Genomic DNA, 21,683 nt, shown 5'->3' with positions numbered 1-21,683 from the left:
AGGCTGGCCCCATCTGAGCAGGCAGAGGGCAGATCAAAAATGGGGAAAGTCATGGTTTTTGTTTGGGTCCTGCTGGCCGCATGTGTTGTTGTTGTTGGCTTTATCAGACTGGCGCCTGTGGATCCCTTTGACTGGAACACCCAGCCAGAACTGTCCGAGGACAAAGCGTTCCGCGGCGGCGTGTTCAAAGTTGTGCGCGCGGGGCCGGAGGCGCTGCGCCAGGTTGACCAGATTGCCACCTCCGCGCCGCGTACCAAGCTGCTGGCCGGCTCCGTTGAGGATGGCATGGCGACCTATGTGACCCGGACCAAGGTGGTTGGCTTTCCCGACTACACCACTGCGCGTCAGGATGGCGATCTGCTAAAGGTCTATGCGCGGCTGCGCTTTGGCCGCTCTGATCTTGGCGTCAACAAGGCGCGTATTGACCGCTGGCTGTCGCAGATGCCCAAAGCGCCTGAATAATGCCTGCGTGCCTGAGCCACAGGCGCAATGGCTGGCATTGGCCTCCAGGTCTGACCACTGTTCACGTCACCTAAAGTACGCTCGCCAGAGATCTGCGGGGAGATGGGGGGGCGTCAGAGCGCAGGGAGTTGCAGTGGGGCCTCTGTGAGGTCAAGGCTGGCTGACAGGCAATTCGCCTGCACCTCGCGCCACATCGGCACGTTGAGCGACATTTGGCACTGTGCCATGAACTGTCGCCCATCAACGTCCAGGCAGCGCAGCTCTCCCAGCTCGACCCGTGTGCCGGTTTTGTCGGTGCAGTAGCAATCAATCACCTTACCGCCAGGGCCGACCACATCGGCCAGGGCAGTCCAGCCCGTACTGCTGGCTGTGGCGACCAACACGAATGTGATAAGGGCTCTGGCTTGTCTAAGGACTCTGGCATGTTGCATAGAGCTAGCATATCACAGACGCAATGAGCTGCCAAAGCGGCAGAGTGACACCCTAAAACCGATGAGGCACTGATGATCCCCGAAGAGCGGTTAGAACAGATCCTGCAGCGTTTCCAGTATCTTGAAGCTGCAATGGCTGAGGGGGTAAGCGGTGGTGAGATCGCCGATCTGGCGCGGGAATATTCCGAGATCAAACCTGTCGCTGACCAGATCAGCGCCTACAGGCAGTTGTTGCGCGACCTTGCGGAAGCCGAGGCGCTGCTGGCGGACCCGGATATGAAAGAGCTGGCAGAGGAAGAAATCCCGGCCTTGAAGGCGGCTTTACCAGAGGCTGAACAGGCGCTGCAACTGGCGCTTTTGCCCAAGGATGCCGCTGATACCCGTCCCGCAATTCTTGAGATCCGCCCCGGCACCGGTGGCGATGAGGCGGCTTTGTTTGCTGGTGATCTGTTGCGGATGTATCAGCGCTATGCCGAGGCGCGCGGCTGGAAATTCGAGATCATCGAAGAGCAGGCAACCGAGCTTGGCGGCATCAAGGAAGTGGTCGCCCATATCAAGGGCGACAACGTCTTTGCCCGCATGAAATATGAGAGCGGTGTGCACCGGGTGCAGCGGGTTCCCGTCACCGAGAGCGGCGGGCGTATTCACACATCGGCCGCCACCGTGGCGGTTCTTCCCGAAGCGCAGGACGTGGATATCAAGATCGACCCCTCAGATATTCGCATTGATACCATGCGCGCCTCAGGCGCTGGTGGCCAGCACGTGAACACCACAGATTCGGCGGTGCGCATCACCCATATTCCCACCGGGGTCATGGTGGTCAGTGCTGAGAAATCGCAGCACCGCAACCGAGAAATCGCCATGCAGGTTCTGCGCAGCCGGCTGTATGATCTTGAACGTCAGCGCATTGATGGCGAGCGCTCGGCTGATCGCGCCAGTCAGGTGGGCTCTGGGGATCGCTCGGAACGCATCCGCACTTACAACTTTCCGCAGGGCAGGATGTCGGATCACCGGATAAACCTGACGCTCTATAAGCTGGATCAAATTCTGCAAGGCGATCTGGATGAGACCATCGACGCGCTGACTGCGGACAACCAGGCCCGGCTGTTGGCCGAGATGGGACAATGAGCCAGGGCCCTGTCAGCCCCCCAGCGGGGACTGCGGCAATGGCCATGGCCTCAGCAGCGGCGCGGCTGCGGGCCGCCGGTGTTGCCGATCCCGCCCGGGACGCCCGTGTTCTGCTGGCGCATGCTGCTCGCATCGAGGCCAGTCGCGTCACGCTGATAGCCCCCGAGGATCTGGAGCCGGAGGTGGCTGAGCGCTATGAACAACTGATCTCCCTGCGCTCGGTTCGGGTGCCGGTGTCACATCTGATCGGAGAGCGGGAGTTTTATGGCCGCCGTTTTAAAGTGTCCAAAGATGTGCTGGATCCCCGCCCGGAAACAGAAACCCTGATCGAGGCCGCCCTGTCGCAGCCCTTTGAGCGCGTTCTGGATCTTGGCCTTGGCTCCGGCTGCATTTTGGTAACCCTGCTGGCAGAGACGCCAAATGCCACGGGGCTGGGCGTCGATCTGAGCGAGGCTGCCTGCCTGCAGGCCAGTGCCAATGCGGTTTTGCACCGGGTCGAGGCCCGCATCGATATTCAGAAATCCGACTGGTTTTCAAACGTCACGGGACAATTTGATCTGATCACGGCCAACCCTCCCTATATTGCCCTGGCGGAAATGCAGGGGCTGGCCCCTGAGGTGCGCAGCCATGAGCCGAGCATGGCGCTGACCGATGGTGCAGATGGCCTAAGCGCATATCGCGCAATTGCCGCCGGGGGCGCGGCGCCTTTGCGGCCGCAGGGGCGCCTGTGCCTTGAGATCGGCCCGACGCAGGGGCAGGCGGTGAGCGCGCTGCTGCAGGAGGCGGGACTGAAAGACATTCGTGTTTTGCAGGACCTTGATGGTCGTGATCGCGTTGTTTTGGCCCATTCCCTATCCTGAAAGATCAAAATGAAGCCAGATTCTGGCAAATATTTTTGTTTTTGAAAGAAAAAATGGCAAATATGAAATGTGCCCCTTGTCTGGGGGCATAGAAAATGGTTACTCAAAAGGGTCGCTCACGACAGGCGAGGTTTCTCTACCTCCCAGCGACATTAAGCCCAAAATAGTCGATCATCCGGCGCAAGGATGCGCTGAATTGGATCCATGACACATGAAATTAAGGCTGACGTTAGGCATATGAGATCGTCAAAATCACGTTCGCGTTCCAAGTCGAACCGGAACCGCCCCAATGGGGTCAATGTTGTTAATCGCGCGTTCGATAGCTCCGGCCCAGAGGGCAAGGTGCGCGGCACGCCGCAACAAATCATTGATAAATATAACCAGCTGACGCGAGATGCGCAGCTGAGCAATGACCGTGTGGCTGCGGAAAACTTCCAGCAGCACGCTGAGCATTATCTGCGGTTGCTGAACGAAGCACAGCGCGAAATCGATGCGCGCCGTGAGGATCAGGAACGGCAAAACCGCGAACGTCAGGCAGATCGCGACCGCGAACGCTCTGAGCGTCAGGAGCGTGAGGTGTCCTCCAATCAGGCCGCTTCACAGGGTGGATCACAGTCAGGTTCACAGGCGGGATCATCAGGGCAGCGGGGCTCGTCCCACTCTGAACAGCCTCAGCCGTCTCCGCATCAGACCTCGCATGCGGCACCGCAACAGGATCTGGCCAATGCGCCGCAACCTGAGGTGCTTGACCCACGCGATGCGACGAGCGCAACACCCCCCGAGGGAAGTGGTCTGGTTGAAACCCCTGAAAGCAACGGCCAGGAGCCCGCGCATCAGGCGAAAAAGCCGGTTTCCCGTAAACCCCGCCCGCGTAAACCCGCAGCGAAGCCCGCAGAGGGCGGCGCCGTGTTGCCCGCTGAGGCGGCAGGGGCTCCTTATGCAACAGATGCGCCGAAAGAGGCAAAACCCAAGCGCGCCCCGCGCGCGCGCGCGAAGCCAAAGCCAAAAGCCGAAGGTGCGCCAGAGGCCGCTGAATAAGGGCTTTTGGGAAAGATCAGACTGGAAAACCCGGCGCCATTTGACGCCGGGTTTTTTGTGTCGCTCTCTGTGTAACTGGCCAGTGCAATTGGTCCGTGCAATTGGCCAGTACTATTGGCCTGTGCTGCTGGGGCAGGGACGCGCAGCGATCGCTTTGGGCGTAAAAACGCCGCAGACTACTCCAGTGGTTTGCTGCTGCGGGCAAGCGCGCAGAATTGTTCCAGGCTGACCCGTTCGGCGCGCTCTGTTGGCGCAATGCCTGCAGCCTTGAGATGGTCCTCGATCCCCGGTGCAACCCCTTTGAGGCTGGCACGCAGCATCTTGCGCCGCTGATTGAAACCGGCGGCGACAACGCGGGACAGGGTGGCCGCATCCGCAGGAAAGCGCGGTTCTGCCAGTGCGGTCAGATGAACCACCGCACTGTGGACTTTTGGCGGCGGGCTAAAGGCTTCGGGGGGCAGGGACAGCACGATATTGGCTTCGGCGCGCCACTGGGCCAGCAGCGCCAGGCGGCCATAGGCTTTGCTCCCTGGCTGCGCCACGATTCGCTCGGCCACCTCGCGCTGAAACATCAATGTGAGGCTTTGCCAGAAGGGGGGCCATTCTTTTGGCGTGAGCCAGCGCACCAACAGTTCTGTGCCGACATTATAGGGCAGGTTGGCCGCCACCCGTACAGGCGGGGTCAGATGCGCCAGCACATCGACCTCCAGCGCGTCGCCATTGATCAGCTCAAGGCGGCCGGGATAGGCCTCGGCGATTTCGGCCAGGGCAGGCATGCAGCGGCTGTCTTTTTCCACTGCCAGCACGCGGCGTGCGCCCTCGGCCAGCAGGCCGCGGGTAAGGCCACCGGGGCCGGGGCCAATTTCCAGAACATCGCATTCGGTGAGATCGCCTGCCTGGCGGGCGATCTTGGAGGTGAGGTTCAGGTCCAGCAGAAAGTTCTGGCCCAGGGATTTGCGGGCCAAAAGCTGGTGGGTCTCGATCACTTCACGCAGGGGAGGCAGGCTGTCGATGGCGCTCATGTCGTTGTGTTCCTGGGCGCGCGACCAGATGGGGCGCCGGTCAAAGAAAAGGTTGAGCCGGGATAGGATCCGGGAGGGTCTGGGTCAAGGGGCAGAAACCGCGCTTTTGGCCGTGTCCTGCGCCATACGTTGCGCCAGCTTCAAAGCCTCGATCAGGCTGGAAGGGTTGGCGCGGTCGGCACCGGCGATATCAAAGGCGGTGCCGTGGTCTGGCGACGTGCGGATAAAGGGCAGCCCCAGGGTCACGTTGACACCATGATCAAAATCCAGCGTCTTGATCGGGATCAGCGCCTGGTCGTGATACATACAGATGGCGGCATCATAGCGCGCCCGGGCTGCCGCGTGAAACAAGGTGTCTGCCGGATGCGGCCCGGTGAGCGTGAGATCCGCAGCCTGCCATCCAGAGACAAGATCATTGATCCAGAGCAGTTCTTCCTGCCCCATGGCGCCGCCTTCGCCGGCATGCGGATTAAGCCCGGCCACTGCAATACGCGGATGCGAGATGCCAAATTGACGGCGCAGACCCTCAGCCGTGATCTCGATGACCTCTGTGAGCAATTCCGGCGTCAGAACACGCGGCACATCGGCCAGCGGAATATGGATGGTGGCGGGCACCACGCGCAATGCCGGGCTGGCCAGCATCATCACCACGCGGGATTTTCCTGCCAGATGCGCGAGGAACTCGGTATGTCCCGGAAAGGCAAACTGTGCGCCGTCAATCAGCGCTTTCTTGTGGATCGGAGCGGTACAGATCGCCGAAGCCTGCCCGGATTTCACCAACTCCACACCGCGCGTAATTGCTTTGATAACTCCGGGGGCATTGGCGGGATCGGCGCTGCCTTTTACTGTGTTGCCAGCAAACTCCAGCGGCAAAACCGGCAGGGCGCGCGCGCAGAGCTGCTGCACCTCTGTCGGGGGTTTGATCAGGGCCGTTGGCAGCCCCGCCGCAGATGACGCGGGTCACCGATCCAAAAAAACGGGCAGCTCTCTTTCAAGAGCTGCCATGCCTTAGCGGCAATTTCTGGTCCGATCCCGGCGGGCTCTCCACAGCTGAGGGCAATGGGCCGGACGACAGAGGTCATTTTTCGATGATTTGGGCGTCGGCCCGCAGTTGTTCGAGGTAGCTGTCCGAAAAGGAGGCAAGACGCTGCTGCGTCAGGGCATTGGCCACTGTTTCCCGACTCTCGCCTTCGCCCAGCTCGGCAGTCCGCCCACAGAGCATCAGCAGCATCAGGGTCTGGCCCTGATTGCGTGTCAGGGTGAGGGAGGTCTCATTCGGATCCAGTTTGGCCAGCTCAATCGCGATATCCTGCGGGATCTCGGCGGGCACCAGGCTCTTGCGGTCAAGAACCGCTTGGTCCTGCCCCTTGGCCAGCCCATACAGATCATCACAGCTGTCCAGCGTGCTGGCGATGCGGCGCCCTTCGGCCAGAGCCTCGGCACTGCGGCCACCGGGGATGTAATAGGACGCATATTCAATCGCGGCAAACCGCTGGCTGCTGCCGGTGACTTCGCGCACGCCCCGCATCTGGAACATGGCCACGGCCCCCTGCAGCGGCAGCGGCTCGGTGATCTCACCGGGATCCAGCGCCAGGACAACGGGCTGCAACTGTGGCGGCAGCTTTGTCAGGTTCATCCAGGCCAGCCGCCCGCCCTGGGTGCGGCTGTCAGAGGCAGAGTACTGTGTTGCTGCCGCAGAAAAAGCATCATAGCTGCGCAGCTGTCCCACCTGATCGGTAAGCTGCTGTACCTGTTCGACGTTTTGTTCATTGATGGGCACGATCAGCTCGGATAGCAGAACCTGCACCCCGCCAGAGCCTGCCTGACCCATAGCGCGGTCAATTTCGGATTCGGTTGGCCGGGCCCGTGCCAGAAACCGTGCGCTCACATACTCGCGCCAGCCAAGGCCAACCCGGGTGAAATCGCGGACTGTTTCAGGCTCGATGCCGTTTTGCTTGAGCACCGTCAGAAATTCATTGAGCGACAGGTTGGCGCGCCCGGCAAGCTCGGTCATGCCGGTGGTGATGTCTTCATCGCTTGGGTTGATCCCGACTTTGGCCAGGGCTGCAAGCTTGAGACGATCCTTGATCAGCTCTTCGCGCGCCATAACCTCTGGGTTGCCGGGGGTGCGCAGGACGCCCATGAACAGGGCGCGCTGTTGCAGCTCGTAATTGGTGATCGCGGCACTATCGACGGTCACGGCCGGCGAAAACAACCCCTGGGCTGCCAGCGGCGTCGCCGTCGAAGACAGGGCAAAGGCCAGCGTCGCGGCCACGGCCGTTGTGGAGAGGCTCCGGGTCAGGAAAGCGGAGAAGGCTTGGGTCAAGATTGTCTGCATGATCGCCTGTACTGTTTGCTGCCGTTGTTTACGGAAAACCCGTTCATGGAGATGGTAAAGCCAAAATCCGTTGAAGGTTCAACGCTTGTTGTTGAGGTATAGCGACGGTTTACCGAAAGGTCGACCGTCACGCATTCGTTGCTGTAGGCTAGGCCAAGACCCGCCCGTGTGGCGCGTGCATCCGAGATATCATAGCGCAGATTGGCGCTGGCTTTCCAGCTCGCAGACAGCTCGTAAGAGCCGTCGAACCAGATCTCAGAGGTTTCTTCGCTGCGGTTTTCGTCAGGATCGGTGCCAAGCCAGAGATAGCTGCCGGAAACGGCGACCTGATCGCGGTACCAGTCGCCCCGCACCTCCGCTTTGGAAAAGTTCAGAGAATCGTTGAGCAACCCACGGGCCGTGAGCGCCATGCCGTCGCCAAATTTCAGCTGGCCCGCCAGCAGCAGGTCCGAGGATGTCCCGCCCAAACCAGAGCTTTTGGTGAAACGGCTGTCGGCATTCTGGCGCAACACCTGGCCGACCGTGGCATAGGCCTGCCAGCCGGTTTTTGTATAGCGGGCCCAGTTAAAGCCGTAGGCCAGGCTCAGCCCGTCTTCGCGCGCGTCCGAGGCCGGAAACCGCGAGAGTGACAGCAGGTTACCCTGGTCAAATTCGACAAAATTGCTTTCGTCGCGGGCGGCGTCATCACCGATCACATTGCTCCAGCCCAGCTGCACCAGGGGTTCGAAAAACTGGGTGGCGCCACTGCTGTCGAACTTTGACATCGGCAGGTTCAGCGTGAGCGCCGAGCGCGGAGTCAGACGTGAGCTGCGCTGTGAATAGTAGGAATCGTCATAGGTGCTAAAGCCGTCAACCGCAGCGCCAAGTTCCCATTTGATCTGTAGCCCACTTGCCATGCGCCAGCTGCGCCGCCAGTCAAGGTCTGCCGTGAGCCGCCCTTGGTCGCGGCCATTGGCAGTGGTCTGATTGCCCTCAACGCCAGAGGTGCGGTTATGGCCATGCGCCTCAAGAGTCATGCGGGTCTCGCCGCCAACCGAGGTGGGGAAATAGCGTTTCTGGTAGTAGACCTCGCCGATGTTCGACGGGATCAGATCCTGCTGTTCGCTGTCGCGCAGGGTTTTGAAGTTGGTCAAAGCGGCGCGCAACAGGCTGTCGCGCGCGGCTTTGGTCAGGGTCACTTCTGAACGCAGACGGTCAAGGTCGGGCAGGCTGTAGTCGGCGATATAGGCATTGTCCGAGACCGTTTTTATGTCGAACTCGAGCTGAAAATCGCGTCCCAGATCAAACTGCCCTTCTGCAAACAGATATCCGCGGTCCTCATCTGGCTGCAAATCATCCCGGGTAAATGCGCCATTCAGCTCAATATCCCCATGGCGAAAGGCCTGGCGAAACCGGGCGTCTAGCGTGCGGGTGCTGCCGGAAATCTAGGGGGCAAGCGTGAGGTCGCGGCTCTCTCCGAGGGTAAAGAAATAGGGGACCTTAACGCCGGTTGCCAGGTTTGAGGTGGTCCGGGTTGAGGGCACCAAAAAGCCACTTGTGCGGTTCAGAGTGGGGTCGGGCAGCCGCACGGCCGGAAAATAAAACACCGGCACGTCCAGGATCCTGACCTGGGCGTTCTCAAAATAGAGCTGTTGCTCTACCTGGTCGTGAATGACGCGTTCGGCCCGGATTTGCCAGAGCGGCGGCTTGCCCTCTTCGCAGACATGGCGGGAGGTAAAGGAGGTTTTATACAGCTGCGTGTAGCGTCCCCCCACCCGGGTCAATTGCAGTGAAGCCAGTTGCAATTGCTGCTGGAAGACCATGCGCGCGCCCGTCAACAGGCCGTCACTAAGGGTCCGGTCCATTTCCGCCGCATTGGCAAGAATGGTGATCTCACCGCCCTGATCAATGCGGATGGGGCCTTCGATTTGTAGCTGGCCGCTGCTTTGCTCAAAGGTGATTTTTTCCGCCTGCAGACGCACATCACCGTGAAAGGCTTCGACATTGCCCTGGGCGATGAGACGACGGTCGGGGGTGATCAAGAGCTGATCGGCCACCAGAACGGCAGGCTGCTCGGCCCCAGGGGAAGCTGGCACCTCTTGTGCGACGAGCGGGCTGGCGAGGCTCAGCCAGGGCAGAGCCACTGATAAAAGGAGCGCGCGGCGCATGTTATCCGTCCTCGGCATGTAAGAGCAGTCCCATGGTCAGCAGAATGGAGGCGGCAGGCGGTGCCAAGTCCGCGAAAGGGACAGGAATTTGGCCGTTCTCTCCCAAGATTTGCGCAAAGTTTCGCATAAAGTACAGCCCAAAGCCCAGCAAAACGGCGGTCAACACAGCAAGCCCTGTGCCGCCAAACCGGGCATGGCGCATGGTGAAGGCGGCACCGACAAGCACCATGGCAATCAGGAACAATGGCCGGGCCAGCTCTGCCTGATACCAGACCTGATAACGTTTGGTGGAAAACCCAGCTTCGGCGAGATCGCGGATTGTGGTGGGCAGATCATAGATTGAAATACCATCAGCCGAGCCAAGCCGGTCTCGGATGCGGTCCTGCGTAAGCGTTGTGGGCAGGCGCAGGCTGTCGTGGAACGCGGCGGATTTCTCAGGGTTGAGGCCGGCTGTCAGATGCCAGGCCTTGGCCCTGTGCAACAGCCACTCCTCTCCGTCCAGTTTCGCGCTTTCAGCAATAATGCGACGGATAGGCCCGCCGTCCGGAGCATAGGTCAAAATGGTCACGTCATAGAGGGTAATGTCATCGCGCCCGCCGCCATAGGACGCGGCGTGAATAACCGCCTGCCCGCTTGGCCTGCCCTGACGCAGCCACAGCCCTTCACCAGACAGCGACAGCGCCGAGGGCCCGCCAGTGCGGTAGGTCTCGGCAAGGGTCTTGTAGCGGTTTGTGGTGGCGGCAACGATCGGGTTCAGCGTGCTCACGGCCAGCAGGCCAATCAGCCCTGCCCTCAGCACCGGCGCCGCCAGCGCGCGGATGCCCGAGCGGCCAATCGCGCGGGTCACCACCAATTCACTGCTGCGCGCCAGGCCGACGAACAACACGATGGTGGTGAGGATCATGATCAGCGGCAAAAACTCGTTCAGCGCGGCGGGCGCGTTGAGCAGAGTCAACCCCACCAGCTGGCCTGCGCCGAGGTCAAAGGCATCAAAGCGGCGGATTTGCTCGTTGAGGTCGATCAGAATGACCAGTGTCATCAACACGCCGCAGATAATGGCAAACCATTGCAGGAAGCGACGGGCGTAATACAGATCAAGCGTCATGACCCGGCCTCCTGTTTAGGCTGTGCCACATCACGGGTGCGGCGCGCGCGCGCCACCGGTGGCCGGGCCGCAAGTTGCAAAAAACCAGCCGCAATGGCCAGACCGATCACCGCCGGCAGGTAGATGAGCGGCCAAAGATCAGGGTTGTTAAAGACCGGCTCTGTGACGACACCGCGCAGACCTTCGACCAGGATCAGCAGCAAAAAGGCCAGCAGGGCCTGACGCCAGACACCAAAGCGCGAATAAGACCCAAGCATCAGCGCCGAAAACCCGATCATGGCGACGGCGACACAGACCAGCGCCCGGGCAAAGCGCAGATGAAACTCTTCAGCCAGCGCTCCGGTGCTATATCCTTCGGTGGCGGTGATTTCGCTGCGGTTCAGGAGCAGCTCACGGCTTGAAATGGCGCGAATGTTGCGGCTGCTGGTTGTGGATTTGTTTGCCAGAGAGCTGATGTCATAGGAGAAATCGGAAAAATTGGTCGTCGACAAGCGGTTGGTCAGCTTGTCCAGACGCTGCGCCATGCCATTGACCATGATGAGATGGGTCTTCTCTTCGTCACGCACCAGAAACGCACGGGTGCCAGTGTAGGTCAGGCTGTGATTTGGGTCGCGCCGGTCCGACAAAAACACATCGTTCAGGGTGCCATCACTGTCGATCTGGCGGATGAAAAAGGTCACGCCCTTGGTGGGGTGCAGAAAATTGCCCTCGGTCAGCAATTTGGCGGTCAGATTGCGAGAGACTTCCTGCTCGCGCAGCGCCAGCTGACTGATCGAATTGGGCAGCAGAAAATGCGTGAGGGCGGACATCATCAGGGCGGCAATCACGCCAAAGGCAAGCGCGGGGCGCGCCATTTGCCAGGGGCTGGTGCCCGTCGCCCGCAAGACCGTCAGCTCACTTTCGCTCTGCAGCCGGTTGGTCACCCAGACGGCTGAGGCAAAGACAGCCACGGGCAAAACCATACGAATGAGGTTTGGCAGAGCGAGGGCGGTGAATTCGAGGAAGACAAAGGCAGACTGGCCGTCACCGATCAGTCGGTCAAACAGCACCACCGCCCGGTTCACCCAAAAGACGGCAACAAGAATAAGCGCAAAGAAGCCGAAAAACAGCAGATATTGCGACAGGACATATCTGTCGAAGCGTGACACCCGATCCCCCCAGACCCTGTCTATATTGTTTTTCCTGATCCTAGATGAATTGTTCACCGGGGAAAACTGCAATCTGTACTGTAAGCGCGATCAGGCTCAGGAATAGACCAAAGGAGTAAACCTGTGCTGTGCATGGGGACTAGCCATTGCGCGATCTGCAAGTTACCTGTTGACCAAACAGCACAATATTTGTCCCCGACAGGAGCCCTCAGACATGAGCACATTGCCCGCCATCCGCTTTGCCGACTACGATCCCAAGGAACTGTCCGGGATGACGGGCCATGTTGTGGTTCTGGTCACGCCTGAGGGCGTGATGGATCAGGCGGCGCGCAGCGCCAATCGCCTGACAAAGGGGGCTCTGGCGCGTCTGATAGCCGCGCCCGGATTTGAGGAGTCTAAACTGGGCACCGTGACGACCCTCAACTGGCCTGCGGGAATGGCGGCAGAGGCGCTGCATGTCCAGGTTCTGCCCCGCCGTATCACTCCGACAGAGGCACGCAAGGCGGGGGCGAAACTCGTGGTGGCTGCGGCTGGGAAATCTCTGACTGTGATGGCGGGCTCGATCCCAAAGGCGGCCGAACTGGCCATGGGCATCGCGCTGCGCAGCTATGGGTTCGACAACCATAAGACGGCGCAAAAAGACAAGCCCGCAGCCGAGATCACCATCGCCCATAAGGCGTTTGACGAGATGGCCGCAGCCTACGCGCCGCTGGCGGCGGTGGCCGAAGGCGTTCACATGACACGCGATCGGGTAAACGAGCCCGCCAATGTGCTGACCACCACTGAATTTGCCCGCCGCATTGAGGACATGTCAGCCATCGGTCTGGAGATCGAGATCCTGGACGAGCCCGCGCTCGAAGAGCTGGGCATGGGGGCGCTGCTTTGCGTGGGGCAGGGATCTGACAGCCCCTCAAAAGTTGCAATCATGCAGTGGAAGGGCGGAGCCGAGGGCGAGGCTCCTTTGGCTCTGGTTGGCAAGGGCGTGGTGTTTGATACCGGTGGCATCTCGCTGAAACCGGCGGCGGGCATGGAAGACATGACCATGGATATGGGCGGCGCCGGTGTTGTTGTTGGCACCATGAAAGCCCTGGCGCTGCGCAAGGCGCGTGCCAATGTGGTAGGGCTGGTTGGCCTGGTCGAAAACATGCCCTCGGGCAATGCCACCCGTCCGGGGGACGTGGTGAAATCCATGAAGGGCGACACCATCGAGGTGATCAACACCGATGCCGAGGGCCGGTTGGTGCTCTGCGATGTGATGTGGTACGCGCAGGAGCGGTTCAAACCCTGCGGCATGATTGATCTGGCCACTCTGACAGGCGCCATCATTATTGGCCTGGGCCATGAAAATGCCGGGGTCTTTTCCAACGAGGATGCCCTGTGCAATGGTTTCCTCAAAGCGGCCAAATCCGAGGATGAAGGCGCCTGGAGAATGCCGCTGGGACAGGCCTATGATGACCAGATCAAGTCTCGCATTGCGGATATGAAAAACACTGGCGGCCGCCCCGCGGGCTCGATCACGGCGGCACAGTTCCTCAAGCGCTTTGTCAAAGAAGACACGCCCTGGATCCATTTGGATATTGCTGGCGTGGCCTCGGTCAAATCCGCCACCTCTTATGCGCCCAAAGGCGCCACAGGCTGGGGCGTTATGGCCTTGAATCGTCTGGTGCAAGACAAGTTCGAGGCAGAGTAAATCCATCATGGGGGCTGCCTATTTCTACCACCTGACCCGTCGCCCTTTGCAAGAGACCCTGCCAACTCTTTTGGAAAAGGCGCGCGGTGCCGGCTGGCGCATTGCCGTGCGGGGGCAAGAGCCGGACCGCATGAGCTGGCTGGACGAGAGCCTTTGGCAGGGCAGGCCCGAGAGTTTTCTGGCCCATGGTCTGGCTGGTGGTCCCCATGATGCGCTGCAACCGGTTCTGCTGACCACCGGAGCGGAGGCCGCAAATGCGCCCGACTGCGTGATGACCGTGGACGGGGCAGGCATCACCGCTGAGGAGGTGCAGGCGCTGCAACGGGTCTGTATCTTGTTTGATGGCAACGATGCACAGGCGGTGCAGCAGGCAAGGGTGCAGTGGAAAAGCCTGACAGGGGCGGGTTGCTCGGCGCAATACTGGTCCGAAGAATCGGGGCGCTGGGAAAAAAAGGCCGAAGCCTGATCTGCCAGATCTGGGTCCATGGGCTGGTGCGGAGTGATTTAAAGCGACATTCTCTTCATGAGTGGCTGACCTCTTCAGGAGTGGCAGACATGTTGCGACCTTAGCGCGACAGAACCAGCGCCCCGTTGCGGATCTCGATATGGGACCAGCGCTGCAGGTATGTCATACCCAGCAGAGATTTTTCCATCTCACCTTCATTCACCCAGACCCGCAGGTTCGTGTCACGGATTTCTCCAAGCGCCAGTTCATCCACCCGAACCGAGGCGGTGCGCACTTCGCCATTTGCGGTATTGGCACGGCCAAGATAGGCGAGTTTTTCAGGGTCGATCCCGGCGCGGCGCGCATCATTTGCGGTCAGCACCACTTGGCTCGCCCCTGTGTCCACCAGGAAATCAACGGCAGCGCCATTTACCATAAGGGAGAGGTAATAGCGACCATCCGGCGCCCGTGGCACCACCACACGGCCTGCCTCTGCCATCACGGATTGTTGCGGCTTAAGCGTCTGGCGGATGTCCCCCCATAGCCCGTATCCGGCGATCACGCCGAGGAAAATGAAGCCCCAGACCGCCAGTTGCTGCACAGTCTTGTTGAGGCTCTGACGGTTTTGCAAAAAGACCCAGGATCCCACTGCACAAAGCAGCAGCAGCAGGTAAATCAGCTGGCCAAACTCTATATCTTCCAAATTGTCAGGCCTCCCCCGGGGCTGTTGCGGTGCCGGACGGTTTCGTTAGCTCGCAAATCCAAAGTCACGCAGCCCGTCCAAAACAAACTGCACCGACAAGGCCGCCAGCAGCATGCCTAGCAGCCGCGTCACCACGTTGATGCCAGTCTTGCCAAGGGCGCGCTCAAACAGGCCGGAGACCAGAAACATGCCCAGCATCAGCAGCAGCACGGCAATCACCACGCACATCACCAGCGCAAAGCCTTCCAGCCCCGGTTTTTGCCCGGCAAGCAGGATCACCGTGGCAATCGAGCCCGGACCGGCAATCAGTGGGATAGAGATAGGAAAGTTCGGGGGGTCTTCAACCTCGGTGGCCTCTTCGCCCTGATGTTCCCGCCGCTTGGTGCGTCGTTCAAACAACATATCAAGAGCCGTGAGGAACAGCAAAACACCACCCGCAACACGAAAGGCCGCCATGGAGATGCCGGCAAAGCCTAAGACAGCCTCGCCAAAGGCGGTAAAGAGCGCCAGCAAAAACATTGCTGTCAGGGCCGAACGCAGCGCGATAGATCGCCGTTCGCGCGTCGTGGCGCCCTGTGTCAGCGCCAGAAAGATCGGCGTGAGGCCAATGGGATCAATGATCACAAAAAGCGTCACAAAAGAGGTGATCAGAAAGGCGGTGTCGATCATGCGGCCTCGGCTTTTTCCAGTTTCTCAAGGGCGCGCATCCACAAAAGCTCTGCCCGTTCCAGCTCCGAGATCACTTCGGCATGTTTGCCTTGCCACACCCTGGCTTCGTCTTTGTTTTCAGGCTCGTAAAGCTCTGGATCTGCCAGCTTGATATCCAGCTTGTCTTTCATCTGGGTCAGCTTTGTGACGCGCTCTTCGGATTTGCGCGCCTCTTTGCGCAGGGCCTGAATGGCATCCCTTGAGGGGCGCGCAGCTTTTGGCTTTTCTTTTTTGGCAGCCTTGGCCTTGGGGGCAGGTTTGTCTTTTTCCAGCAGCAAGGCGCGATACGAGGCCAGATCGCCCTCGTAGTGCACAACCGTGCCATTTGACACCAGCCAAAGCCGGTCAGCAACCAGGCTCAACAGGTGCATGTCGTGGCTGACCAAAATCACCGCACCCGTATAGGCGGTGAGCGCCTCAACCAGGGCCTCGCGGCTCTCGATATCAAGGTGGTTGGTCGGCTCATCGAGGATCAGCAGATGTGGCGCATCCAGGGTGGCCAGCAGCAGCGACAGACGCGCCTTCTGGCCGCCCGACAGACGCCCCACGGCCGTATCCGCCTGATCCGCGCCAAGGCCAAAACCAGCCAGACGCGCCCGCAGACGGGGCTGGCCCTCGCTGGCGCGTTCCCGGATCAGGTGCTGCAGCGGTGTTTCATCAATATAGAGCTCATCGACCTGATGCTGGGCAAAAAAGCCGATGCGCAGCTTGCTGGACTGGCTCATCTTGCCGCCCATCGGGGCCAGACGCGCCGAGAGCATTTTGGACAGGGTTGATTTGCCCTCGCCGTTTTTACCCAAGAGCGCGATGCGGTCGTCCTGATCAATGCGCAGATCCAGATTGCCCAGGATCACCTTGCCGTCATAGCCAACCTTGACGCCTTCGGTGGCAATAATAGGCGGCGACAGCTCTTCTGGGGTCGGGAAGGTAAAGACGGTGCGGGCGGCATCTTCGGGCGCGCGGATCGTTTCCATCTTCTCCAGCATCTTGACCCGGCTCTGTGCCTGTTTGGCCTTGCTGGCCTTGGCCTTGAAGCGGTCGACAAAGCTTTGCAGGTGGGCGCGACGCAGGTCTTGCTTTTTCGCCTGTGCGGCCTGGTTGGCGCGGTTGGCGGCGCGTTGGCGGGCAAACTGGTCGTAGTTGCCGCCGTAATAGGTGACCTTACGGTCCTCCAAGTGCAAAATACCACCAACAGAACGGTTCAGCAGCTCACGGTCGTGGCTGATGATGATCACGGTATGGGGGTATTTGACCAGATAGGCCTCGAGCCACAGCGCCCCTTCAAGATCAAGGTAGTTGGTCGGCTCATCCAGCAGCAACAGGTCAGGTTCGGAAAACAACACGGCTGCCAGGGCAACCCGCATTCGCCAGCCGCCGGAGAAATCGGAACAGGGGCGCTGCTGCGCCTCCTCATCAAACCCCAGACCTTTAAGGATCGAGGCGGCGCGGGCTTCGGCGGACCAGGCGTCGATATCCGCCAGCCTGGTTTGCACCTCGGCAATGCGCGTCGGGTCTGTCGCGGTCTCGGCCTCGGCCATCAGCGCTGCGCGTTCGGTCGCGGCCTCAAGCACCGTGTCAATCAGCGACACGTTTGACGACGGCGCCTCCTGAGCGATGCCGCCGATCTGCGCCTTTGACGGCAGCGTGATCGAGCCGGTCTCAAGCGCCAGTTCGCCCCGGATGAGGCGAAACAAGGTCGTTTTGCCGGTGCCGTTGCGCCCCACAAGGCCCACTTTGTGGCCATTGGGAATGGTGGCACTGGCCTCTTCGAACAGAGGGCGGCCTTCAACCGAATAGGTGATGTCCTGAATACGTAGCATGGGCTGAGCACTGTCGCAGTGTTCCGGGCTTGTCAATGCGTATCAACGCCCTTTGCGGCTACAATTGAACACAGCACCGGGTGAATACCGGGTGAAGGCAGTGCCGCGGGCTTTGGCGATGCGGGCTTTGAGCAGGACTTGCGGCCCAGATTATCTCTGCCTGCGGGACATGAACGGGGTAAAAGACACGCCGCGTTCCGGCTGGTCCCCCGGTGATCTTGCTGCTAGCTGGGGCGCAAAGATATTCAACTTCGGGTGATTTCATGCGGGCTGCACAAACTGCTCCACATCTTGTGACGCTGGTTTTCAGCACGGCCCTGTCGGTTTTGTCGCTCAATATGTTTTTGCCTTCCATGGCGCATATCGCCGAGGACTTTGCGACCAGCTATGGGCTGGTGAACCTGGCGATTGCCGGATACCTGGGGATTTCGGCGGCGTTGCAGCTGGTCATGGGGCCGCTTTCGGATCGCTTTGGCCGCCGTCCCATTCTTCTGGCCTCGATGCTGGTCTTCACCCTTGCCTCGATAGGCTGCATGTTGGCGCAGTCGATCTGGGTGTTTCTGGGGTTTCGCATGCTGCAGGGCACAGTGGTGGCAGGGCAGGTGCTGTCCCGGGCGGCCATTCGCGACATGCACTCCACCAAAGAGGCCGCAAGCAAGCTGGGCTATGTCACCATGGCGATGGCGCTGGCCCCGATGCTGGGGCCGATGCTGGGGGGCGCTTTGGACATTCTGTTTGGCTGGCGCTCGGGCTTTGTGCTCTATGGCCTGTTGGGGCTGGGGATGCTGGCGCTGAGCTGGGGCGATTGGGGCGAGACCAATCACCAGCGCTCGGCCACCTTTGGGGCGCAGATGCGCACCTATCCTGATCTGTTGGTGTCGCGCCGGTTCTGGGGTTACTGCCTCTGTCTGGCTTTCTCTATTGGTGGCTTTTTCGCCTTTATCACCGGCGCCCCGCTGGTGGCTGCGGCCTGGTTTGATCTTAATCCGGCGTTGCTGGGGCTGGGCATCGGCATCATCAGCTGTGGCTTTATGTTTAACTTTGTCACCGGCCTGTTGGCCAACAGGGTGTCTTTGACCAATCTGATCCTGGTGGGACGTCTGGCGGCGGTGCTGGGGCCATTGATTGGACTGTGCTTGTTTTTGGCCGGGCAGGGATCCATTCAGGTGTTTTTTGGCTCGGCCATCGCGGTGGGCTTTGGCAATGGGTTGACCGTGGCCACGGCAAGTGCCGGGTTGATGTCGGTACGGCCGCATCTTGCAGGCAGTGCATCGGGGCTTTCGGGGGCCATCACGGTGGCGCTGGGAGCGGTGATGACCTCGGCGACCGGCTGGCTGGTCACGGTGCACAATGCCCCCTTTATGGTTCTGGCGATCATTCTGCTTTCGGGCATCGGGGCCCTGGCCGCAGCGCTCTATGTGCGTTGGCTTGATATCCATGACCCGCTGGAAGAAACCGCCTGAACCCACCAGAAACCGCCTGCAATTTCCGCCCAGAAGAAACTCACCCCTTCCCATGTGCGCACAGGCATGTTAGGCGGCGCGCAATATTATGGCACGGATTTTACCGACGCCGATCTTTCAAATGGAGAACGCCCGATGGCTCTGCAACGCACTTTCTCGATCATCAAACCCGATGCCACTCGTCGCAACCTGACCGGTGCGATCAACGCCAAGTTCGAAGAAGCTGGCCTGCGCATCGTCGCACAAAAACGCATCCACCTGACCAAAGCTCAGGCTGGCAAATTCTACGAAGTCCACGCTGAGCGTCCCTTCTATGACGAGCTGTGCGAATTCATGTCCTCCGAGCCTATCGTTTGCCAGGTTCTGGAAGGCGAAAACGCCATCGCGAAAAACCGCGAAATCATGGGCGCAACCAACCCAGCGGATGCAGCAGCCGGCACTATCCGTGCTGAATTTGCAGAATCGGTTGGCGAAAACTCGGTTCACGGCTCCGACGCTCCAGAAACCGCAGCTGTTGAAATCGCTTACTTCTTCTCCGGTCTTGAGCTGGTCGGCTAAGCCACCGCTTTTATCTGAGACAGACTTTGGGGGCTGCACGGAATATTCCGGTGCGGCCTTTTTTTGTTTCGGCTGTGTGTATGCGGGCTGACCTTACCGCAGCCGCTCAACTGAACAAGTCCAGAGCAGCAACCGGACGCCGCGATCACCGCTGCGCCGTTTTCTCAATCACGCCAATCTGGTTCAGGATGCTTTCAAATTCGGACCGCTCTGAGTCAAAACTGCTGGCCTTGATGGCATCAAACCGTTGCCGCAGCGCTTTCTTCTCTTCGCCTTTGCAGTCGTTCCACGGACGCCCCTGCAGCGCCATCACCAGCACATAATAGCCAATAAAATGTGGCTTGCTGCCAGCGGCCAGCAATCTGGCATAGCTGGCATCTGCCCCCAGTGTGCGCAGCTCTTCGGCGCTGTGAATGCCCGCGCGTTTGCAGGCGTCCTCATAGGCGGGACCAAGGTTGCGGATGGTGGAAATGGCTGTGGACATATGGCGAACATATCGCGCCCTGGGCGGCTTGTCACCTGTGGTGTTCTTGTTTGCGATACCTGGCATAGCTGGCATGTGGTTGACATATAAGCAGACTTCTCTGATCGTTGCGCGATGCATTGGGAGGTTCAGTTTTGCCGACAGCTTTAGAGAGCCAGCAGCCGCTCGATATCCTTGGCTTTGATCTGGCCGATCCGCCCGCGGGTTTTGTCGACAACCCCTTTCCGTTTTATGATGCGCTGCTGGCGCAGGCGCCGGTGCTGATGCAGCCAGATGGCTCTGTCTTGATATCTCGCCACGGGGATCTCGACCGGATCTATCGTGATACCGCCTTGTTTTCGTCCGACAAAAAGCGGGCGTTTGCGCCTAAGTTCGGGCAGGGCACACCCCTGTTTGAGCATCACACCCCTCCTCGCTGGTGTTCTCGGATCCGCCGCTGCACACGCGGGTGCGCCGGATCATGAGCTCGGCGCTGACCCCAAGGGCAATTGCCCGGATGGAGGCGGGGCTGATTGTGGCCGTAGATCACTTGCTTTATGAAATGCAGGCCCGCGACGAGGTGGATCTGATCGAAGATTTTGCCTCAGGCATTCCCATCCAGATTATCGGCAACCTGCTGGATATCCCCGAGCAAGGAGCGGGCACCCCTGCGGGACTGGTCCCTGGCGATCCTTGGCGCTCTGGAGCCTGCTTTGAGCGCGGATGCGCTGGCGCTGGGGCACCGGGCAGTGGAGGAGTTCAAGGCCTATCTCAGCGATCTGGTGGCGCGTCGCCGCGCCGCGCCTGGCGATCCTGAAACGGATGTGCTGACCCGGCTCATTGGCAATGAGGCGCGCAGCATCGGCGAGGAGGGGCTCAGCGAGATTGAGTTGATCCAGAACTGCATCTTTATCCTGAATGCCGGCCATGAGCCGACAACCAATCTGCTCGGCAATGGGTTGGCGCTGTTGCATGACCACCCTGATCAAAGGGCGCGCCTGCTGGCGCAGCCGGATCTGATAAAGCTCGCGGTTGAGGAGGTGCTTCGCTATCGCTCGCCCAACCAGCTGGGAAATCGCGAGACCACAGAGAGGGTTGAAATTGGCGGCGTGACAATCCCGAAGGGCAGCAACCTGCATCTGATGATCGGGGCGGCAAACCGGGATCCGGAGGTGTTCGCAGAGCCCGCAACCTTTGACATCTCGCGCAAGCCGAACCGCCACCTTGGTTTTGCCGGTGGCCCACATGTCTGCGTCGGGCTGACCCTGGCGCGGCTGGAGGGGAAAATCGCATTGGAACGCTTTCTGGCGCGTTTTCCGTCCTACCAAATTTTGCCGGGGCGGAGCGGCGGTGGGCGTATCAGGTTTCGTGGCTATTCCAGCCTTCCGGCCAGTCTTCGAGTCAGTTTGCAGGACTGATTAGGGATCGGCCCTGATTTCGCCCGGCTTGTGGCTGCGCCATTGCTGCCTGTGGGCGCGCCTGCTTAAAAGCGGCGGCTGCCTGTTCTCAGAACAGCCCGGCTTCTTTTGCGATCAAGGCCGCTTGGGTTCGGTTCTTGGCCTCCAGCTTGCGGCACAGGGTGCGTACATGCAGCTTGATGGTCACTTCCTGAAGGTCCAGCTCTCTGGCGATTTCTTTATTTGAAAACCCTTTGCACAGCCCGGCCAGCACCTGACCTTCGCGTGGGCTGAGCTTCTCAGCAAGGGGGTGGGCCGGAGGGGCGGCTTCTTCCCGCATCAGCTCAACCGGCACATAGATTTCTCCGGCAGACATGAAACGCACGGCATTCAGCAGGGACTGTGCGCCCATTGTTTTAGGAATAAACCCGACGGCGCCCAGTTTCAGGGCCTCGCGGGCGGTTTGCGACGGTGCATTGCCGGACAGAATGGCGACGCCGCCGCCCTCATTCGCCGCGATGGCCTTGCTCAGCCCTGCCAGCCCCTGCATACCGGGCATTTGGTAGTCCAGCAAAACAAGGTCAAAGGGGCCTTCGTCGCGGATCTTGTCCAATGCGCCTGCAAGATCGGTCGCAAAGACACAACCGCCTCTCCTTTGCTTTCAAGGTAGGCAGAGATGGTTTCGCGAACCATATCGTGATCGTCAGCTAACAAAATCCGCATGGATACCTGGATATATTTGAGTAGAACCGCCCCG

At 60.1% G+C, this 21,683-nt stretch carries 17 protein-coding genes and 4 pseudogenes; 9 read left to right on the top strand and 12 right to left on the bottom strand.

Annotation, left to right across the window (positions count from 1 at the left end; genetic code table 11):
* Window positions 1-39 precede the first annotated feature (39 nt).
* On the top strand, window positions 40-462 hold the full coding sequence (locus B4968_RS21230) for a DUF1499 domain-containing protein (RefSeq protein WP_083101213.1): 423 nt from the start codon (window positions 40-42) through the stop codon (window positions 460-462).
* A gap of 113 nt (window positions 463-575) precedes the next feature.
* Here the strand turns inward: B4968_RS21230 and B4968_RS21225 are convergent, their stop codons facing one another.
* Window positions 576-893, bottom strand: coding sequence for a hypothetical protein (locus B4968_RS21225; protein ID WP_139792959.1), 318 nt, complete (start codon window positions 891-893; stop codon window positions 576-578).
* A gap of 72 nt (window positions 894-965) precedes the next feature.
* Between B4968_RS21225 and prfA the strand changes: the two genes are divergently transcribed.
* The 3 genes from prfA (at window position 966) to B4968_RS21210 (ending at window position 3,919) form a co-directional block, all read left to right on the top strand.
* Window positions 966-2,021 (top strand): peptide chain release factor 1, encoded by a 1,056-nt coding sequence (gene prfA / locus B4968_RS21220; protein ID WP_083101211.1) that lies wholly within the window; start codon window positions 966-968, stop codon window positions 2,019-2,021.
* Between the two features lie 44 nt (window positions 2,022-2,065).
* Window positions 2,066-2,881, top strand: coding sequence for a peptide chain release factor N(5)-glutamine methyltransferase (prmC, locus tag B4968_RS21215; RefSeq protein WP_173907561.1), 816 nt, complete (start codon window positions 2,066-2,068; stop codon window positions 2,879-2,881).
* Window positions 2,882-3,118: 237 nt separating this feature from the next.
* Entirely contained in the window at window positions 3,119-3,919 is an 801-nt protein-coding gene (locus tag B4968_RS21210) for a DUF4167 domain-containing protein (RefSeq protein WP_083101209.1), read from the top strand.
* Between the two features lie 176 nt (window positions 3,920-4,095).
* On the opposite strand, the gene rsmA is transcribed toward B4968_RS21210, so the two are convergent.
* The 6 genes and pseudogenes from rsmA to lptF form a co-directional block, all read right to left on the bottom strand.
* A complete protein-coding gene (gene rsmA, locus B4968_RS21205; RefSeq protein ID WP_083101208.1) occupies window positions 4,096-4,941 on the bottom strand; it encodes a 16S rRNA (adenine(1518)-N(6)/adenine(1519)-N(6))-dimethyltransferase RsmA in 846 nt (281 codons plus the stop codon).
* An 84-nt stretch (window positions 4,942-5,025) separates the two neighbouring features.
* Window positions 5,026-6,023: pseudogene (pdxA, locus tag B4968_RS21200) on the bottom strand (4-hydroxythreonine-4-phosphate dehydrogenase PdxA).
* Window positions 6,020-7,279 carry a peptidylprolyl isomerase gene (locus B4968_RS21195; RefSeq protein WP_083101207.1) on the bottom strand — a complete coding sequence of 420 codons (1,260 nt, stop codon included), beginning with the start codon at window positions 7,277-7,279 and terminating at the stop codon, window positions 6,020-6,022. Before B4968_RS21195 ends, pdxA begins: the two are co-directional and overlap by 4 nt.
* A pseudogene (locus B4968_RS21190) lies at window positions 7,264-9,426 on the bottom strand (LPS-assembly protein LptD). The gene B4968_RS21195 and the pseudogene B4968_RS21190 overlap by 16 nt, the downstream one beginning before the upstream one ends.
* 1 nt (window position 9,427) lies before the next feature.
* Complete coding sequence (gene lptG, locus B4968_RS21185) at window positions 9,428-10,531, bottom strand: LPS export ABC transporter permease LptG (protein WP_083101206.1); 1,104 nt, start codon at window positions 10,529-10,531, stop codon at window positions 9,428-9,430.
* The gene (gene lptF, locus B4968_RS21180; protein WP_083101205.1) at window positions 10,528-11,679 is read right to left on the bottom strand and encodes an LPS export ABC transporter permease LptF; all 1,152 of its coding nucleotides are present in this window, start codon (window positions 11,677-11,679) and stop codon (window positions 10,528-10,530) included. The genes lptG and lptF overlap by 4 nt, the downstream gene beginning before the upstream one ends.
* 214 nt (window positions 11,680-11,893) lie before the next feature.
* Between lptF and B4968_RS21175 the strand changes: the two genes are divergently transcribed.
* Window positions 11,894-13,369, top strand: coding sequence for a leucyl aminopeptidase (locus B4968_RS21175; protein WP_083101204.1), 1,476 nt, complete (start codon window positions 11,894-11,896; stop codon window positions 13,367-13,369).
* A gap of 7 nt (window positions 13,370-13,376) precedes the next feature.
* On the top strand, window positions 13,377-13,835 hold the full coding sequence (locus B4968_RS21170) for a DNA polymerase III subunit chi (RefSeq protein ID WP_083101203.1): 459 nt from the start codon (window positions 13,377-13,379) through the stop codon (window positions 13,833-13,835).
* 100 nt (window positions 13,836-13,935) lie between these two features.
* Here B4968_RS21170 and B4968_RS21165 read toward each other — a convergent pair whose 3' ends face one another.
* From B4968_RS21165 to B4968_RS21155, 3 genes are read right to left on the bottom strand one after another with little or no spacing between them, the layout of a single operon-like run.
* Window positions 13,936-14,517, bottom strand: a complete 582-nt coding sequence (locus B4968_RS21165; RefSeq protein WP_083101202.1) for a retropepsin-like aspartic protease family protein — start codon at window positions 14,515-14,517, stop codon at window positions 13,936-13,938.
* A 45-nt stretch (window positions 14,518-14,562) separates the two neighbouring features.
* Window positions 14,563-15,186 carry a MarC family protein gene (locus B4968_RS21160; RefSeq protein WP_083101201.1) on the bottom strand — a complete coding sequence of 208 codons (624 nt, stop codon included), beginning with the start codon at window positions 15,184-15,186 and terminating at the stop codon, window positions 14,563-14,565.
* On the bottom strand, window positions 15,183-17,045 hold the full coding sequence (locus tag B4968_RS21155; RefSeq protein ID WP_083101200.1) for an ABC-F family ATP-binding cassette domain-containing protein: 1,863 nt from the start codon (window positions 17,043-17,045) through the stop codon (window positions 15,183-15,185). The genes B4968_RS21160 and B4968_RS21155 overlap by 4 nt, the downstream gene beginning before the upstream one ends.
* A 263-nt stretch (window positions 17,046-17,308) precedes the next feature.
* Here B4968_RS21155 and B4968_RS21150 point away from each other — a divergent pair, with 263 nt between their 5' ends.
* Together B4968_RS21150 and ndk are read left to right on the top strand one after the other, a co-directional pair.
* Window positions 17,309-18,508, top strand: coding sequence for a Bcr/CflA family efflux MFS transporter (locus B4968_RS21150; RefSeq protein WP_083101199.1), 1,200 nt, complete (start codon window positions 17,309-17,311; stop codon window positions 18,506-18,508).
* A gap of 135 nt (window positions 18,509-18,643) precedes the next feature.
* Window positions 18,644-19,066, top strand: a complete 423-nt coding sequence (gene ndk / locus B4968_RS21145; RefSeq protein WP_009812004.1) for a nucleoside-diphosphate kinase — start codon at window positions 18,644-18,646, stop codon at window positions 19,064-19,066.
* A gap of 145 nt (window positions 19,067-19,211) precedes the next feature.
* Here ndk and B4968_RS21140 read toward each other — a convergent pair whose 3' ends face one another.
* Window positions 19,212-19,550 (bottom strand): TfoX/Sxy family protein, encoded by a 339-nt coding sequence (locus B4968_RS21140; protein ID WP_083101225.1) that lies wholly within the window; start codon window positions 19,548-19,550, stop codon window positions 19,212-19,214.
* A gap of 134 nt (window positions 19,551-19,684) precedes the next feature.
* Between B4968_RS21140 and B4968_RS21135 the strand changes: the two are divergent.
* A pseudogene (locus B4968_RS21135) lies at window positions 19,685-20,947 on the top strand (cytochrome P450).
* Between the two features lie 88 nt (window positions 20,948-21,035).
* On the opposite strand, the pseudogene B4968_RS21130 reads toward B4968_RS21135, so the two are convergent.
* Window positions 21,036-21,649, bottom strand: a pseudogene (locus B4968_RS21130) (response regulator transcription factor).
* Window positions 21,650-21,683: the final 34 nt, after the last annotated feature.

The organism is Pseudophaeobacter leonis (assembly GCF_002087335.1).
GTDB classification, from domain to species: domain Bacteria; phylum Pseudomonadota; class Alphaproteobacteria; order Rhodobacterales; family Rhodobacteraceae; genus Pseudophaeobacter; species Pseudophaeobacter leonis.
The sequence above is the reverse complement of the archived record's forward strand: the minus strand, read 5'-3'. Positions and strand labels throughout refer to the sequence as shown.

Coding starts and splice junctions, on each gene's coding strand:
- B4968_RS21230 (WP_083101213.1), top strand. CDS start 40: ATGGGGAAAGTCATGGTTTTTGTTTGGGTCCTGCTGGCCGCATGTGTT.
- B4968_RS21225 (WP_139792959.1), bottom strand. CDS start 893: ATGCAACATGCCAGAGTCCTTAGACAAGCCAGAGCCCTTATCACATTC.
- prfA (WP_083101211.1), top strand. CDS start 966: ATGATCCCCGAAGAGCGGTTAGAACAGATCCTGCAGCGTTTCCAGTAT.
- prmC (WP_173907561.1), top strand. CDS start 2,066: ATGGCCTCAGCAGCGGCGCGGCTGCGGGCCGCCGGTGTTGCCGATCCC.
- B4968_RS21210 (WP_083101209.1), top strand. CDS start 3,119: ATGAGATCGTCAAAATCACGTTCGCGTTCCAAGTCGAACCGGAACCGC.
- rsmA (WP_083101208.1), bottom strand. CDS start 4,941: ATGAGCGCCATCGACAGCCTGCCTCCCCTGCGTGAAGTGATCGAGACC.
- B4968_RS21195 (WP_083101207.1), bottom strand. CDS start 7,279: ATGCAGACAATCTTGACCCAAGCCTTCTCCGCTTTCCTGACCCGGAGC.
- lptG (WP_083101206.1), bottom strand. CDS start 10,531: ATGACGCTTGATCTGTATTACGCCCGTCGCTTCCTGCAATGGTTTGCC.
- B4968_RS21175 (WP_083101204.1), top strand. CDS start 11,894: ATGAGCACATTGCCCGCCATCCGCTTTGCCGACTACGATCCCAAGGAA.
- B4968_RS21170 (WP_083101203.1), top strand. CDS start 13,377: ATGGGGGCTGCCTATTTCTACCACCTGACCCGTCGCCCTTTGCAAGAG.
- B4968_RS21160 (WP_083101201.1), bottom strand. CDS start 15,186: ATGATCGACACCGCCTTTCTGATCACCTCTTTTGTGACGCTTTTTGTG.
- B4968_RS21155 (WP_083101200.1), bottom strand. CDS start 17,045: ATGCTACGTATTCAGGACATCACCTATTCGGTTGAAGGCCGCCCTCTG.
- B4968_RS21150 (WP_083101199.1), top strand. CDS start 17,309: ATGCGGGCTGCACAAACTGCTCCACATCTTGTGACGCTGGTTTTCAGC.
- ndk (WP_009812004.1), top strand. CDS start 18,644: ATGGCTCTGCAACGCACTTTCTCGATCATCAAACCCGATGCCACTCGT.
- B4968_RS21140 (WP_083101225.1), bottom strand. CDS start 19,550: ATGTCCACAGCCATTTCCACCATCCGCAACCTTGGTCCCGCCTATGAG.